The sequence below is a fragment of the Allosphingosinicella deserti genome, assembly GCF_003012735.1.
GTDB classification, from domain to species: domain Bacteria; phylum Pseudomonadota; class Alphaproteobacteria; order Sphingomonadales; family Sphingomonadaceae; genus Allosphingosinicella; species Allosphingosinicella deserti.
In genome coordinates this window covers 743634-756534 of sequence record NZ_PXYI01000002.1, presented here as the reverse complement: position 1 = coordinate 756534, position 12901 = coordinate 743634, and the positions used below count along the sequence as shown (strand labels likewise).

Sequence of the window (12901 nt, the reverse complement as noted above, 5' to 3'; positions counted from 1 at the left end):
AACGCTAGCGCCCCGTCATTGGGCGGCCGCATCACGATCTGCCTGGTCGGCAATCATTTGGCATATCTCACTCAGCAGTTCGAGAGCCACCTTCTCCCGATGCGCCTCCGCAACACTTTCCTTCACTGCAATGGCGATAGAATAGTCCTGTTCAATTCTTGGAATTGCGATGGTTATATTGTATACCCAAGCCCCGCGAGGCGGTGAGTACGTCGGCTGCCCCAGCTGAATTTCTACTTCGTTCGAGCTCATGCTTTTTCTCTCAAGCTTGTGACCAATCGTAGGCCATTGTCTTCTAGCTAAGCGGCCAAGTTTCCGCGCGTCAAGGGTCGCCTGCATGCTTGATAGCGAACAAATCTCCGTAGCTGGTCGTGTAATCATTGGAGCGACGCCCCGGGCGCGCGTGTCAGCTGCTCGATCCGCCGGATGATGGCCTGCCAGGTGCTCGCGCCTTCGATGTCGCCCTTCATTAGCAACTCGTCCGCGCGCTGGCCGGCGACGATCTTTGCATCATCTCGATGCTGGCGGATCATCTCGTTGGCGCAGGCCCAAAGCTCCCATTCCGGTATCGCTATTCAAACCTCCGGCAATCGAATCATTGACTGAATGTTGCCACGATGTTCCAGGCTACAGCAATGCCAGTCCTCACCGAATCAGACGTTCGCTTCCACTGCTTGCGAGCTGTTCAGAGCCTCCCCAAGGCTATCATCCGCGACCTGTCCGGCAAACCCGAAACCAGGGAGAGGGCTTTGGTTCATGCCGCCGACATCCTTGCCGGCCGTTTCGCGGGACTCACGATCACGGCGCCCGATCTGCGGCCGAACATGGACTGGGGAGCGATGAAAAATTGACCAAGCGCGCGAGCGCAGCTCCTCGGGAGCCGCTTTCCCTCATCGCTAAGCCGCAGCGCGAAAGCACAATCTTAGAAGGCGCTAGGGAAACTTCTCTAGCCCCTCCCAAGTTCGCCCGAGCCCCTCACTGGTTGATCAATAAGTCGAACGCCTCTTCATAGTAATCATCCATCACGAAAGGCACGACCCACTCAGGAATACGGAATAGCTCTGCGATGTCAAAATCTTGCAGAACATCCTTCCGGTATTCCTCGACGTGTTGGTCGCGAAATCGTTTTGGGCATAGGATTATTGCAGCCATCCATCGTGTGTCGAGTTCTGCATTGAAAGCGGGGCTCGCATGCGCCGGCATAGGCTTATTCTGGATTTCCTTGAGAAGCTTGATAAACTTGTCCCGACTGTCCACGAGTTGCTCGCGGGTATCGAAGACGTGCATAAGTTCCTTGGTGAGAGCGTAGCGTCGCTCGCGCGGATGCGCGTCCAAGGATTCGCAGTACGTTATTTCAACGTCGCGAAACTCCTCGTCATAGGAACTGGTTCGATCGCAATCGATCAGCCGGAAGTGAGCCTGGTGGTTTGGAGACAGGCCCTTTACGGCATAGACCTTTACCGTCCCCACGCCGAGATGGTGGTTCCGCACATGGGTCACCAGTTCGTCGAAAAGGACTGGGGGCGCTTCAACGGCATCTACGATTTTATACAGGTCTTTGAAACGCATGAAGCCGACAACCTAAGGATCAAAGGTTGCCGGCTATCACTGCGTGCGCTCTCACGTCAATGAGAATGCGTTTGAGTGTTAGGAGTCGATCCGCTCGACGAGGCGTGCGGACCCTCCGCGAATCTGGGTTTCGGCTCGGACGACCTGCTCAGCAAGCTGCAGTGCAGTGACGTTATCATCGCCTCCGCAAAAAAACTTGATATTCAGCGTCTGCCGTCCAGATTCTGGAAACAGCAAATCGGCTGCGCGCTCTATCATCGTCGACACTATGCTCCCTCCTCCTCGTGGTTGACAATCGGCCGGAGATTCTCCGGCTAGCATGAGAACCCTTGACAAGCCGTAAAGTTCGTTCCCGTGCATTCCATATGAGGAGTATATGGGGGCTATATAGGCGATAATAAGCCAACGCAACGGGCTGGGGATGGTTTTATCCCCGTAAATGCGACGAGCCGTTGAAATCCGCGGTTGTCAACGTTGACAACGCATTCAGAATCTGTCTGCGCCCGATAGCTCACGAATGTAGCGTCCAGTCAAGTGTGAATCGCGTTGCCACGCGCTGTCCGGTACCTCATCGCCAAAGATGTGTAGGCTACGGATGCTCGTACCGATTGCCGGCATCCGATTGAATAAGCATCTCGGCGACACAGCGCAGCGCCTCCTTCGAGCCCCCCGAGACCATCTGCTCAGAAGCTGAAATCAGGCGATTGGCGATTGTCTCGAGCTTCTCGTCGGCGATAGCTGGGGTAGGAGATATCGCCGCCACGACCTCAAGGATCACCAGAGAAACGACCTTTCCTAGGTCAGCGGGGGTGAGACCCTCATGCGACTGGCTCAAGCCCTCAACCCCTTCTCGATCAACCGCCGGATAGCTTCGGGACGTGTAGGGCTGTCTTCCTGGCTCGCACACCAAGCATCTACTGCGGCAAGCTGCTCAGCATGCAGTCGCACACCCACGAGCACTCCGCGCCCGGTGGGCGATGGGCCGCGGCGCTTCCTTGTTATCACGGTTTCTTGACCAGTCATAGAAACCCTGTTAACAGAGATACGAGCCGAGGGGAAGTTGGCCCTTCCACCCGGCTCTGACCACAGCGTCCGTAAGGAGACGATCATGGCTACGCGTGCCTATACCGCCGACCATCTAAACAACCAACTAACGCTACCCCCGACCCTGGCATTCATGCTCGGCGTCCCGCACGCTCCTCGCAAAATCGTTGAACGAGTGATCCAGCGCGCGATCGACGAGCTCGACACCCTGGACGGCGACCCCGACCTTGAGGAACCCGTCCTCGAGGACAGCTTCGTCAAGCATGACCCGTATTGGACCCGCGGTGCCGGGTGCGAGGTCTCGGATCCAGACTGCTGCGAAGCTGGCGACGACGTCGGCTGCCAGTACCAAGTCTACAGCCACTACGCAGTTGGCGTTGATGATGGCCCGGGTGACCCCGACGACGCCGAGGACGATGATCCTTCCGGCGGCAACGTCGATGACCAGGGCGAGCGTGAGGAGGCGTTCTGATGGCCGCCAACACCGACCGGCAACACCATGCCGATGAAGCCGCAACGATACTGGCTGAGGCTGAGGGCTTGGCCGAGGCCTTGAGCATCGCAGCAGCGGGGGGCGAGCTGCAGAACAAAACAACGCTGATGCGCTCCTTCAACGGGCTGGCTCGCTTGATCGCCACGGCGGCAAGGCACGTGGACCAGATGGAGGCGACGTCGTGACCGAGTCTCCGATCTTCAGCGTCTCTCCCGAGCAGATCCGGCCGCTTCAAAGCCGTGTCTACTCGGCCGACGACCACTCCTCAGAGGCGGCGAGGAAACGCGGTAGCGCTCCGGAACAGGAACACGCCGACACGGCGGAAGCGGCTGTTCTAGAAGCCATAGCCCTCCTTCAGGTTTGCTACGAGGCAGCGGATGGCCCGGGTTTCTCATCCCTACATTCGAGCGACCAGCAAAGGGCGTTCGAAGGCATCAGCCGGCTGCTGGGCGTGGCACACGAGAGCATAAAAGCGATCTGACGATCTAGGGCGGGGGCTTCGGCCCCCGCCTTGTTTATCGCTTGCTACTCACGTCGGATTGATGTACTCACCTGAGTATCAACACGGCACAAGAGGTTTTCCATGGCTGGCGATAAGGACCCAATTGAGATCGGTTTCGCGATGGCGATGGCGGAAGAGTTCGGGTTCGGCGATGCCGTCCTGATCTCCGGCATCGACGCTCGGCAGCTTAGGAACGGTCTCGACCGCGGCGTATTCAGCGGGATTGGACGCAAGCTTCCCAGCGTCGGCAGGTGGGTCTTCACGTTGAAAGACACGCTGCAGCTCATGTTGATCGGCGAATTCACCAACCGGGTTTGGATGCCCGTATCGCAGGCGACAGAGGTCGCGCGCCGAATTGTCGCTTCATTCGACGCCTGGTCGCCGGATGTGTTCGAAAACGCCAAGCGTGCTCGCGCTCGCGAGTCCTACATCAACAGCGAGTTCGTGATCTCGAACTCGGCCGGCAGCACTGAAATCATGATTCACAAGCGGGGGACGCTTGACGGTGGCGACGCAGGTGAATCGTGGGGGTTCTACGATCTTGATCTCAATCGAACCGACGACCGCAACATGCTTGAGGCTCATGTCCGGCTCTCCATCTTTGGAGTCATAAGCCGCCTTTCAGTCGGGTACGCCACGGTACTCAGCGAGCGCTGCGATATCCGAGAGAGGGATGCCTGATGGCGTCGGGCTTCGACCCCTCCGCAAGACTGCAAAGCAAGGACGGCATCTGCGCGTACCTTGGGCATATCAGCCATGCGCAGTATGATGGCTGGCGAGCCAGGGGCATTGTGCCGGGGCCGGTCACGGGCACCAACCGCTACGACATTCGCCAACATGACCACGTATTAGATCTGCTCGCCGGGATCATCGCTCGGCAGCAAACGCGCAAGCTCTCGCCGCTCGAGGAATGGGAGGCAGCAAATGCGCGTGCCGCTTAAAGGCGTGTACGAGAGCCGTAAGGTGCTTTCTGACGGCACGCGGCGCACCTACTACAATCTGCGCGGATACGGCGCTTTGCGCCCGCTCGCCGGCGACGAAGCGGAGGATTTCAGCAAGGGCTCTCCGGCGTTCATGCGCGCCTACCATGCAGCGATTGCGGCGCCCATTGTCGCGCGGACAGTCGGCACGCTCCAGTCGGTCATTGAAGGTTACCAGCGCAGCCCCGTCTGGGCGAAGCTCGCCCCGCGCACCAAGGTCGACTATCTGGCGGCGATCGCTCGCATCGAGCGCAAGTGGGGCACCTACCCCCTTGCCGCCATCGAGGATCCTAAGATCCGGCCGCGCTTCTTGGATTGGCGCGACGAAATGGCCAAGACCTCGCTGCGGCAGGCCGACGCGATCTTCGGCGTACTCCGCATCATTCTGGAGTGGGGCCGCGACCGCGGGCTGATCTCGCTCAACCACGCTACGCGCCCTAAGAAGCTCTACAAGGCCGATCGCGCCGACAAGCTGTGGCTGCCCGAGCACGTCGCGGCTTTCCGCGCTGTAGCGCCCCTTGAGATGCGCCTAGCGCTTGATCTGGCGCTCTGGACGGGTCAGCGGCAAGGCGACCTGCTGAAGCTCGGCTGGGCAAGCTACGACGGCAAGCGGATCCAGTTTCGGCAGGGCAAGCGCAAGCGCAAGATCGACATGCCCGCTCGGATCGAGCTGCGCACGTCATTGGACGCCGTTCCTAAGCGCGCTCTGACGATCCTCACGACCCCTAGCGGCAAGCCTTGGGGCAAGGTTCACTTTCAGCATACGTGGCGGAAGGCGACGCTCGCTGCGGGCCTCGATGGGCTGCACTTTCACGATCTGCGGGGCACGACCTGCACGAAGCTGGCTGAAGCCGGCGCCACACCTTCCGAGATTGCATCCTACCTCGGTTGGACCGTCTCCACCGTCAACCGGATGCTCGACACCTACCAGGCGATGACCGCGAGCCTCAGTGATTCTGCGGTCGCCAAACTGGAGCGCAAGGCATGAGGATTGCGGAACGGATTGCGGAATGCCCTGTGGATAACAGAGCTAAGTGCTGGCTGGGGCGGCAGGATTCGAACCTGCGAATGCCGGTACCAAAAACCGGTGCCTTACCACTTGGCGACGCCCCAGCAGGGTGGCGGCCTTATAGCCGCCGCGGCGCGTTGCGGAAGCCCCTAACCGCCGTGCCGCGGCACGAAAAGAAGGGGGCTTTCCGGACGCACGGATCAGGTGTTGGAGGTGCGGCGGTTGACCAGATCGAGATAGTCGCGGCGCAGCTGCATCGACAGCTCGCCGACGGTGAACCGCCACGGCCCCGCTTCGGACACCGGCGTCACCTCGGCGGCGCTGCCGGTGAGGAAGAATTCCTCGAAGCTTTCCAGCTCCTCCGGCCAGATGGCGCGCTCGATCACCTCGATGCCGCGTTTTTGGGCGAGGCCGATCACGGTCTGCCGGGTGATCCCATTGAGAAAGCAATCGGGCGTCGGCGTGTAGATCTTGCCCTCGCGGATGAAGAAGGCATTGGCGCCGGTGGCCTCCGCCACCTGGCCGCGATAATCGAACATCAGGGCATCGTCATAGCCCTTCGCCTGGGCATCATGGCGGGCCATGGTGCAGATCATGTACAGCCCCGCCGCCTTGCTCTCCACCGGCGCGGTGTAGGGCGCGGGGCGGCGCCATTTCGAAATGTCGAGGCGCAGGCCCTTGCGGACCGCGTCCTCACCGAAATAAGCGCCCCAATACCAGGCGGCGACCGAGAGGTGGATCTTGGCGTTCTGGGCCGACACGCCCATCTGCTCCGATCCGCGCCAGGCGACCGGGCGGAGATAGGCGTCGGTGAGGTCGTTGGCCTTGAGCACGTCGCGGCAGGCCTGGTCGATCTCCTCGACGCTGAACGGGATCTCGAAGCCGAGGATCTCGGCGCTGCGCTTCAGCCGGGTGCTGTGATCGGTGAGACGGAACACCTCGCCGCCATAAGCGCGCTGACCCTCGAAGACCGACGATGCGTAATGCAGCGCGTGGGTGAGGACATGGACGTTCGCCTCGCGCCACGGAATGAGCTTGCCGTCCAGCCAGATCAAGCCGTCACGGTCGTCATAGGGTCGCTGGTCGGTCATTGCACTCGCCGCTGTTTCAGGGGTGAGGCTGGGGGATAGGGCCCGGCGCGGGGAGCGTCAATTGCGGGTGCCGGCCCCGCAAGCATCGTTGAACCGGACGTTACGCGTTCAGGGAACCGGCCCGGCGCCCGTGAACGCCCACAGCGCGACGACGATGACGATGGCAAGCAGGATCAGCCCGATGATCCACATCAGGCGGCTATTGGGTTGTTCCGGATTGGCCATGTCGAACCTCCTGTTGTGCGAAGGCGAATGACGGCGACGGGTGATTGTTCCGTTTCAGCCGCGGCGGGCAACGGCGGCGAGTTCCGCTTCGCGGCGGCGGGAGGCATCGAGAGTGCGCAGCATCAACGGCTTCAGGCCCTCCCCCGAGTCCAGCACCTTGAGCCCCGCCTCGGTGGTGCCGCCGGGGCTGGCGACACGGCGGGCGAGCTCGCTCGGGGTAGCATCCGATCCGGCGGCGAGGGCGGCCGCGCCTTCCGCCATGCGGGCGGCGAGACGGGCGGCCTGATCGGGCGCGAGGCCGAGTTCGGTGGCGGCGCCGGCGAGCGCGTCGAGGAAGCGGAACAGGAAGGCCGGGGCGGCGCCGGTGAGCCCGCTGGCGATGTTGAAGCCCGCCTCGTCCTCGAACCATTCGACATGGCCGAGTGCCGCCATCAGCCGCTCCACCCGGTCGCGCGCCGCGGTATCGGTGGAGTCACTGAGCAATTCGATCACGCCCTTGCCGAGCGCGACCGGCAGGTTCGGCATCGCCTTGACGATCGTCGCCGGCGCCGGGAAGCGCGCCCGCAAGGCGCCGAGCTCGACGCCGGCGAGGATCGAGACGAGGATGGTCTCGGCCGCGAGCGCCGGCGCCAGCGACGGCGCGACCTCGTCAAGTTTCTGCGGCTTGACCCCGAGCAGGACGAGCGCGGGCACTTCGTCCTCCGGCAAAGCGGTGAGCACGCGCACGCCGTCGGCGACCGGCTTGCCGCTCGGGCGCACCGCGGTGAAGGATCGCGGATCGGCGCCGGCACGCAGCCAGCCCTCCAGCATCGCTCCGGCCATGTTGCCGCAGCCGATCAGCCAGATGGGTCCTTCGAACAGGGTCATGCGCGCCGCTCCGAACAGAGTTGGTTCAGGGCGCGCCTTACGCAATCGCGGTCGGCAATGGAATGAGCCGACCCGCCGCGTCCGGGGGCCGGCTTCCGGCCCGGCGGCTGTGGGGAGCAGCCGGACGGTTTCGCGAGCAGGAACATAGAGGGAACATGACTTAGAGTCAAATCGCGCAGCCAGGAACCCTACGCGATCGGATTTGAGTAACCCCTTGTCGGGATGCTGTCCTCCCTGTCGCCACAGGCGATGGGGAGGGGGATGGTGGAGGCGCTATCGGCGGTGGCGGGCCCCTCCACCAGCTTTCAGATGACCAGCCTCGACATGCCCCGGCATGGCTGCGATTTGCCGGGGGCAAAGCGCACTTGGTCATCCCCTTCCAATCCGCGTGGCGGACAGAGAGGATGAGAAAGGACCGAGAGCGGGTTGTTCAACTGGGAAAAGCCAATCTGCTCAGCCCGAAGTACCACTTCGGGCTGGCGTCATGCCTCGCCCTGGGTCTCGATCAGGGCGGCTGCGATGGCTTCCTGCGGGGTCTTGCCGGCCCAGAGCACGAACTGGAAGACCGGGTAGAAGCGCTCGCATTCCTCGATCGCCGCTTCGACGAGGGTTTCGGCCTGCTGCAGGGTCAGAACCGCGCCGTCGTCGCCTTCCAGCAGGGCGGCGTGGCGGAAAAGGACGAGACCGGAGCTCGCCCACAGCTCGAAATGGCCGAGCCAGAGCTGCTCGTTGATCAGGCCGATCGTCTCGTAGACGGTGAGGCGCTTGTCGGTGGCGACGCGGATGTCGGGCAGTGCGAGGAATTGCAGGACATTGTCTTCCTCGCGCCAGATCGCGCGCAATTCATATTGTGCCCAGCTTCCCTGGAAATTGGCGACGATCTCGTCCTCGCCCCGCTCGCAGCTCCAGCCGTGAGCGGTGAAATAATGTTCGAGCATGTCGATGGGCGCGCTCGTTTCGCGCTCCAGCTCAAACTCGTCCACGTCCATCATGCCCCTGGGTCCTGCTTTTGTTCACCCGGAGCCTGCCTCCCTCTATGTTGCGGTGCAAGTCGGAGTCGGCGCCCACATACAATATGTTGTGGATTACTGTACATCCGGCCCATTGCCGGCCGCTGCGGCGCCAGTTCCGGCCGCCGATTGGGCGTCGAGCGCATCGAGCCGGGCCTTCAACACTGCATTCTCTTCGCGCGCGGCGACGGCGATCGCCTTCACCGCCTCGAATTCCTCGCGGCTGACGAGATCGAGCCCGCCGACCCACTCGCGGACGCGCTCGCGAAAGGCGCCCTCCGCCTCGCGGGTCATGCCGGCGAAGGTGCCGGCGGCGCCGTTCATCATCTTCACGACATCGTCGAACAGGCGGTTCTGGGACTGCATAACGGGCTCCTCGGCCAAGATGTTCGCGCGTCCAACGCGCGGGGCGCGCCGAAAGCGGCAGGATTCAGACCCGAATATTGGCGCTCTGCTGCCCCGGTACAAGCGCGGCCACTTCCGGGTTCGCCTGGACGAACTGCCAGTTGAGCGTCGCGGCGAACAGCAGCCAGGCAAGATAGGGCAGCATCAGCAGGCCGGCGAGGCTGCGGATGCGGCCGAACAGCCAGGCGGTGACCGCGGCGACAACGAACATCGCGACGATCACGAAGAAGGCAATCCGGATCTGGTGGGCGGCGAAGAAGATCGGCGACCAGGAGAGATTGAGCGCGAGCTGGACGAGGAACAAGGTCACCGCGAGACCGCGCCCGCGGGCGCCGCGTGCGTGGAGGATCAGCGCCAGCGCGAGGCCGAGCAGGATGTAGAGGATCGTCCAGGCGACCGGAAACGCCCAGGAAGGCGGCATGATCGCCGGCCTGGTGAGCGCATCGAACCAGTCGTTGCCGTAACCGGAATTGGACGCACGCCCCGACAGCGTACCGAGCAGCAGGATCGCGGGAACCGTTATCAAGGCGTAGCGGAGAAACGACATCCTCAGCTGCGAACGCGACGCAATTCCCGTCATGATCCCTCCCTATTCTGCGGGCGCAGGCTCCCCTCGCCCTCCCCTCAACTCCGCTTCGAGCTTTCGGGTAACCGCAAGCGGCGAGCCCGTATAGCGGGCAAGTCGCGAATAGAGCAGCGGAATGAGGAAGATCGTGATGATGGTCGAAATCGAGACACCCCAGACGATCACCACGCCGATGGCTTGACGCGCGCCGGCGCCCGCGCCGCCGGCCAGCATCAGCGGCACCGCGCCGGCGACCATCGCGATCGAAGTCATCAGGATCGGGCGCAGTCGGCGGATCGAGGCGGTGCGGATCGCATCGCCGATGCTTTGTCCCTGATCGCGCAGCTGGTTGGCGAATTCGACGATCAGGATGCCGTTCTTGGCGGCGAGGCCCACCAGCATGACGATGCCGATCTGGCTGTAGAGGTTGAGCGTCTGGCTCATCACGGCGAGGCCGACGACACCGCCCGCCACGGCAAGCGGCACAGTCGCGATGATCACGCCGGGATGAACGAAGCTTTCGAACTGGGCGGCGAGCAGCAGATAGACGACGAGGATGGTCAGCGCGAACACGATCCAGATCGAACCGCCGGCTTCCTTGAACGACTGGCTCTCGCCGCGATAGCCGACTGCCGTCACTTCGGGCGAGGCGGCGGCCTGCTCTTCGAGAAACGCGAGCGCCTCGCCCATCGAGTAACCGGGCGCCAGCGCACCCGAGAGGGTGATCGCCCGCAGCTTGTTGTAGCGGCCGAGATCGCGCGCGCCGGCGGTCTCGTTCATCGTGACGAGGTTGGACAGCGGGATCAGCGCGCCCGAGCGGCTGCGGACATGGATGGTGGCGAGGTTCGCCTCGGTGGCGCGGGCCGGCGCCTCGGCCTGGACGACGACGCGATATTCCTCGCCGCGATCGACATAAGTCGAGACGCGGCGCGAACCGAGCAGGGTCTGCAGCGCCTGGCTGACGTCGGACACCGAGACTCCGAGATCGCCGGCGCGCGCGGTGTCGACGTCGATGCGCAGCTGCGGCTTGGTTTCTTTATAGTCGCTGTCGAGATTGACGAGGCCGGGATTGCCCTCCGCCGCAGCGAGGATGCGGTCGCGGGCGCGGGCGAGATCCTCGTAGGTCGATCCGGCGATGACGAAATTGATCGGCTGTCCGCGGCCGCGGCCGATCGACGAGCGCACCGTCGCGTTGCCGCGGATCGTCGGCAGCTCCGCCAGCCGCCTGTTGACCTCCCCGACGACCTCCTGCGTGGTCTCGGTCCGGTCTTCCCACGGCCGCAGGAAGATGATGAAGCGACCCGAGTTGAAGTCGTCGCTCGCGCTGAACCCGCCGGGCGTCCGCTGGATGACGTTGCGGACCGCACCCTCCTTGGTCAGCGGCAGCAATTTGTCCTGCGCCTCGAGCATGTAGCGGTCCATCTCGGCGAAGCCGGTTCCCTCCGGTGCGGAGATGCTGGCTTCGAGGATGCCGACATCCTCGCTCGGCACCAGCTCCGACTGCAGGGTCGTGAACAGAGTGGCGGTGCCGGCGAACAGCAAGGCGAGCAGCACGAAGGCCGTCTTCGGCCGCGCCATGGCCTTTTCCAGGCCACGGCCGTAGCCGGTCTCCAGCCGCTTGAAGCGATCGTCGAGCCAACCGGCGAAGCGCCCGCGGGTTTCGTGGCGCAGCAGCTTGGAACAGAGCATCGGGGTCAGGCTGAGCGCGAGGAAGCCTGAAAAGGCGACCGCGCCGATCATCGCCACCGCGAGCTCGCGGAACAGCAGGCCGGTCTGGCCGGCGATGAACATCACCGGCACGAACACCGCGCAGATCACCAGCGTGGTCGAGATGATCGCGAAGCCGACCTGACGCGTGCCCTCGAACGCGGCGGCGAGCGGCGGCTCGCCCGATTCGATGCGGTGATAGACATTTTCGAGCACGACGATCGCGTCGTCGACGACGATGCCGATCGCCAGCACGAGCGCCAGCAGGGTGAGCAGATTGATCGAGAAGCCGACCGCCCACAGCACCGCGAACGAGGCGAGCAGGCACAGCGGCACGGTGATCGCCGGGATCAAGGTCGCGCGCCAGCTGCCCAGGAACAGGAAGATGACGATGACCACCAGCACGGCGGCCTCGAACAAGGTGTGGTAGACGCCGTCGATCGCGCGGCTGATGAACAGGCTTTCGTCCGACGCGACGGTCACGGTCATGCCGTCGGGCAGGCTCGGCTTGATCTGCTCCGCCAGCGCCTTTGCAGCCTCAGCGACCGACAGCGTGTTGGCGCCGGATTGGCGGACGATGCCGAGGCCGACCGACGAGGCGCCGTTGTTGCGGAACGCCGAATAGGGATTCTCCGGGCCCTGCTCCACCCGGGCGACATCGCCGAGGCGCACGAGATAGCCGTTATTGCCGCGGCCGACGATCAGCCGGGTGAATTCCTGCGCCGTCGCGAACGGCCGGTTGACCCGGAGGGTCACATTCTGCGCCGACGATTCCAGGCGCCCGGCGGGAAGCTCGACATTCTGGGTGCGCAGCCCCTGCTCGACATCGGCGGGGGTGAGGCCGAACGCGGCCAGCCGCTCCGGCTTCAGCCAGATCCGCATCGCCGGCCGCGCCTCGCCGCCGATGAACACCCGGGCGACCCCGTCGAGCGACGAGAAGCGATCGAGCACGTTGCGGTCGATGTAATCGGAGAGCTGGAGCTGGTTCCAGCCAGGCTTGGAGAAGACCAGGAACAGGATCGGCGAGGCGTCGGCATCGACCTTGCGGACTTCCGACGCCAGCGCTTCCTCGGGCAGATCCTGGGCGGCCCCGCCGATCCGGTCGCGAACGTCGTTGGCCGCCTCGTCGACCGAGCGGCCCGGGCTGAACTCGACCGAAATCTCCGACTGGCCGTCGCGCGAACGCGAGGTGATCGTCTGCAGGCCCTCGATGCCCGACAGCCGTTCCTCGATCACCTGGGTGATCCGGCTTTCGACGACGCTTGCGGCAGCGCCGGTATAGACGGTGGTGATCGAGACGACGGGCGGATCGACGTCCGGATATTCGCGGACCGAGAGCGAGAAGAAACCGACGAGGCCGACCACTGCGATCAGGATCGCGACCACCGCCGCGAATACCGGCCGCCGGACCGAGACGTCGGAGATCATCATCGG

The 12901-nt window shown here is 63.6% G+C and carries 18 protein-coding genes and 1 tRNA gene; 7 read left to right on the top strand and 12 right to left on the bottom strand.

All coding sequences use genetic code 11. The features are described from left to right. Positions 1-15 precede the first annotated feature (15 nt). Positions 16-252, bottom strand: a complete 237-nt coding sequence (locus tag C7I55_RS07875; RefSeq protein ID WP_106512308.1) for a hypothetical protein — start codon at positions 250-252, stop codon at positions 16-18. 125 nt (positions 253-377) lie between these two features. Continuing rightward, entirely contained in the window at positions 378-569 is a 192-nt protein-coding gene (locus tag C7I55_RS28065) for a DUF6961 family protein (RefSeq protein ID WP_408640594.1), read from the bottom strand. 66 nt (positions 570-635) lie between these two features. Here C7I55_RS28065 and C7I55_RS27720 point away from each other — a divergent pair, with 66 nt between their 5' ends. Beyond that, on the top strand, positions 636-851 hold the full coding sequence (locus tag C7I55_RS27720) for a hypothetical protein (protein WP_146150957.1): 216 nt from the start codon (positions 636-638) through the stop codon (positions 849-851). 124 nt (positions 852-975) lie between these two features. Here the strand turns inward: C7I55_RS27720 and C7I55_RS27715 are convergent, their stop codons facing one another. From C7I55_RS27715 to C7I55_RS07855, 3 genes are all read right to left on the bottom strand, one after another. Then, complete coding sequence (locus C7I55_RS27715) at positions 976-1569, bottom strand: hypothetical protein (protein ID WP_146150956.1); 594 nt, start codon at positions 1567-1569, stop codon at positions 976-978. A gap of 78 nt (positions 1570-1647) precedes the next feature. Further along, positions 1648-1836: a hypothetical protein gene (locus tag C7I55_RS07860; protein ID WP_106512305.1), complete on the bottom strand. Its 189-nt coding sequence runs from the start codon at positions 1834-1836 to the stop codon at positions 1648-1650. 322 nt (positions 1837-2158) lie between these two features. Continuing rightward, positions 2159-2404 carry a hypothetical protein gene (locus tag C7I55_RS07855; protein ID WP_106512304.1) on the bottom strand — a complete coding sequence of 82 codons (246 nt, stop codon included), beginning with the start codon at positions 2402-2404 and terminating at the stop codon, positions 2159-2161. A 273-nt stretch (positions 2405-2677) separates the two neighbouring features. On the opposite strand from C7I55_RS07855, the gene C7I55_RS07845 reads away from it, so the two are divergent. The 6 genes from C7I55_RS07845 to C7I55_RS07820 all read left to right on the top strand — a co-directional run bounded on the left by C7I55_RS07845 (position 2678) and on the right by C7I55_RS07820 (position 5576). Then, positions 2678-3085: a hypothetical protein gene (locus C7I55_RS07845; protein WP_106512303.1), complete on the top strand. Its 408-nt coding sequence runs from the start codon at positions 2678-2680 to the stop codon at positions 3083-3085. Then, on the top strand, positions 3085-3291 hold the full coding sequence (locus C7I55_RS07840; protein ID WP_106512302.1) for a hypothetical protein: 207 nt from the start codon (positions 3085-3087) through the stop codon (positions 3289-3291). The genes C7I55_RS07845 and C7I55_RS07840 overlap by 1 nt, the downstream gene beginning before the upstream one ends. Continuing rightward, on the top strand, positions 3288-3587 hold the full coding sequence (locus C7I55_RS07835) for a hypothetical protein (protein WP_106512301.1): 300 nt from the start codon (positions 3288-3290) through the stop codon (positions 3585-3587). Before C7I55_RS07840 ends, C7I55_RS07835 begins: the two co-directional genes overlap by 4 nt. A gap of 102 nt (positions 3588-3689) precedes the next feature. After that, complete coding sequence (locus tag C7I55_RS07830) at positions 3690-4289, top strand: hypothetical protein (RefSeq protein WP_106512300.1); 600 nt, start codon at positions 3690-3692, stop codon at positions 4287-4289. Then, a complete protein-coding gene (locus C7I55_RS07825) occupies positions 4289-4549 on the top strand; it encodes a hypothetical protein (protein WP_106512299.1) in 261 nt (86 codons plus the stop codon). Before C7I55_RS07830 ends, C7I55_RS07825 begins: the two co-directional genes overlap by 1 nt. Beyond that, on the top strand, positions 4533-5576 hold the full coding sequence (locus C7I55_RS07820; RefSeq protein ID WP_106512298.1) for a tyrosine-type recombinase/integrase: 1044 nt from the start codon (positions 4533-4535) through the stop codon (positions 5574-5576). The genes C7I55_RS07825 and C7I55_RS07820 overlap by 17 nt, the downstream gene beginning before the upstream one ends. A gap of 50 nt (positions 5577-5626) precedes the next feature. Here the strand turns inward: C7I55_RS07820 and C7I55_RS07815 are convergent. The 7 genes from C7I55_RS07815 to C7I55_RS07785 all read right to left on the bottom strand — a co-directional run bounded on the left by C7I55_RS07815 (position 5627) and on the right by C7I55_RS07785 (position 12898). Then, positions 5627-5701 (bottom strand) — tRNA-Gln (locus C7I55_RS07815). A 96-nt stretch (positions 5702-5797) separates the two neighbouring features. Then, positions 5798-6688: a branched-chain amino acid aminotransferase gene (locus C7I55_RS07810; RefSeq protein ID WP_106512297.1), complete on the bottom strand. Its 891-nt coding sequence runs from the start codon at positions 6686-6688 to the stop codon at positions 5798-5800. A 279-nt stretch (positions 6689-6967) separates the two neighbouring features. After that, a complete protein-coding gene (locus C7I55_RS07805) occupies positions 6968-7780 on the bottom strand; it encodes a pyrroline-5-carboxylate reductase family protein (protein WP_106512296.1) in 813 nt (270 codons plus the stop codon). A gap of 482 nt (positions 7781-8262) precedes the next feature. After that, positions 8263-8772 carry a type III secretion system chaperone family protein gene (locus tag C7I55_RS07800; RefSeq protein ID WP_106512295.1) on the bottom strand — a complete coding sequence of 170 codons (510 nt, stop codon included), beginning with the start codon at positions 8770-8772 and terminating at the stop codon, positions 8263-8265. Between the two features lie 93 nt (positions 8773-8865). After that, complete coding sequence (locus C7I55_RS07795; RefSeq protein ID WP_106512294.1) at positions 8866-9156, bottom strand: accessory factor UbiK family protein; 291 nt, start codon at positions 9154-9156, stop codon at positions 8866-8868. A 64-nt stretch (positions 9157-9220) separates the two neighbouring features. Next, positions 9221-9775 carry a TspO/MBR family protein gene (locus C7I55_RS07790; protein ID WP_106512293.1) on the bottom strand — a complete coding sequence of 185 codons (555 nt, stop codon included), beginning with the start codon at positions 9773-9775 and terminating at the stop codon, positions 9221-9223. A 9-nt stretch (positions 9776-9784) separates the two neighbouring features. After that, entirely contained in the window at positions 9785-12898 is a 3114-nt protein-coding gene (locus tag C7I55_RS07785) for an efflux RND transporter permease subunit (RefSeq protein ID WP_106512292.1), read from the bottom strand. Positions 12899-12901 lie beyond the last annotated feature (3 nt).

Excerpts from the sequence above, each read along its gene's own strand:
- C7I55_RS07805 (WP_106512296.1), bottom strand. The coding sequence starts at position 7,780 with ATGACCCTGTTCGAAGGACCCATCTGGCTGATCGGCTGCGGCAACATG.
- C7I55_RS07810 (WP_106512297.1), bottom strand. The coding sequence starts at position 6,688 with ATGACCGACCAGCGACCCTATGACGACCGTGACGGCTTGATCTGGCTG.
- C7I55_RS07830 (WP_106512300.1), top strand. The coding sequence starts at position 3,690 with ATGGCTGGCGATAAGGACCCAATTGAGATCGGTTTCGCGATGGCGATG.
- C7I55_RS07875 (WP_106512308.1), bottom strand. The coding sequence starts at position 252 with ATGAGCTCGAACGAAGTAGAAATTCAGCTGGGGCAGCCGACGTACTCA.
- C7I55_RS07820 (WP_106512298.1), top strand. The coding sequence starts at position 4,533 with ATGCGCGTGCCGCTTAAAGGCGTGTACGAGAGCCGTAAGGTGCTTTCT.
- C7I55_RS07785 (WP_106512292.1), bottom strand. The coding sequence starts at position 12,898 with ATGATGATCTCCGACGTCTCGGTCCGGCGGCCGGTATTCGCGGCGGTG.
- C7I55_RS07800 (WP_106512295.1), bottom strand. The coding sequence starts at position 8,772 with ATGATGGACGTGGACGAGTTTGAGCTGGAGCGCGAAACGAGCGCGCCC.
- C7I55_RS07825 (WP_106512299.1), top strand. The coding sequence starts at position 4,289 with ATGGCGTCGGGCTTCGACCCCTCCGCAAGACTGCAAAGCAAGGACGGC.
- C7I55_RS27720 (WP_146150957.1), top strand. The coding sequence starts at position 636 with ATGCCAGTCCTCACCGAATCAGACGTTCGCTTCCACTGCTTGCGAGCT.
- C7I55_RS07845 (WP_106512303.1), top strand. The coding sequence starts at position 2,678 with ATGGCTACGCGTGCCTATACCGCCGACCATCTAAACAACCAACTAACG.
- C7I55_RS07840 (WP_106512302.1), top strand. The coding sequence starts at position 3,085 with ATGGCCGCCAACACCGACCGGCAACACCATGCCGATGAAGCCGCAACG.
- C7I55_RS07795 (WP_106512294.1), bottom strand. The coding sequence starts at position 9,156 with ATGCAGTCCCAGAACCGCCTGTTCGACGATGTCGTGAAGATGATGAAC.
- C7I55_RS27715 (WP_146150956.1), bottom strand. The coding sequence starts at position 1,569 with ATGCGTTTCAAAGACCTGTATAAAATCGTAGATGCCGTTGAAGCGCCC.
- C7I55_RS07790 (WP_106512293.1), bottom strand. The coding sequence starts at position 9,775 with ATGACGGGAATTGCGTCGCGTTCGCAGCTGAGGATGTCGTTTCTCCGC.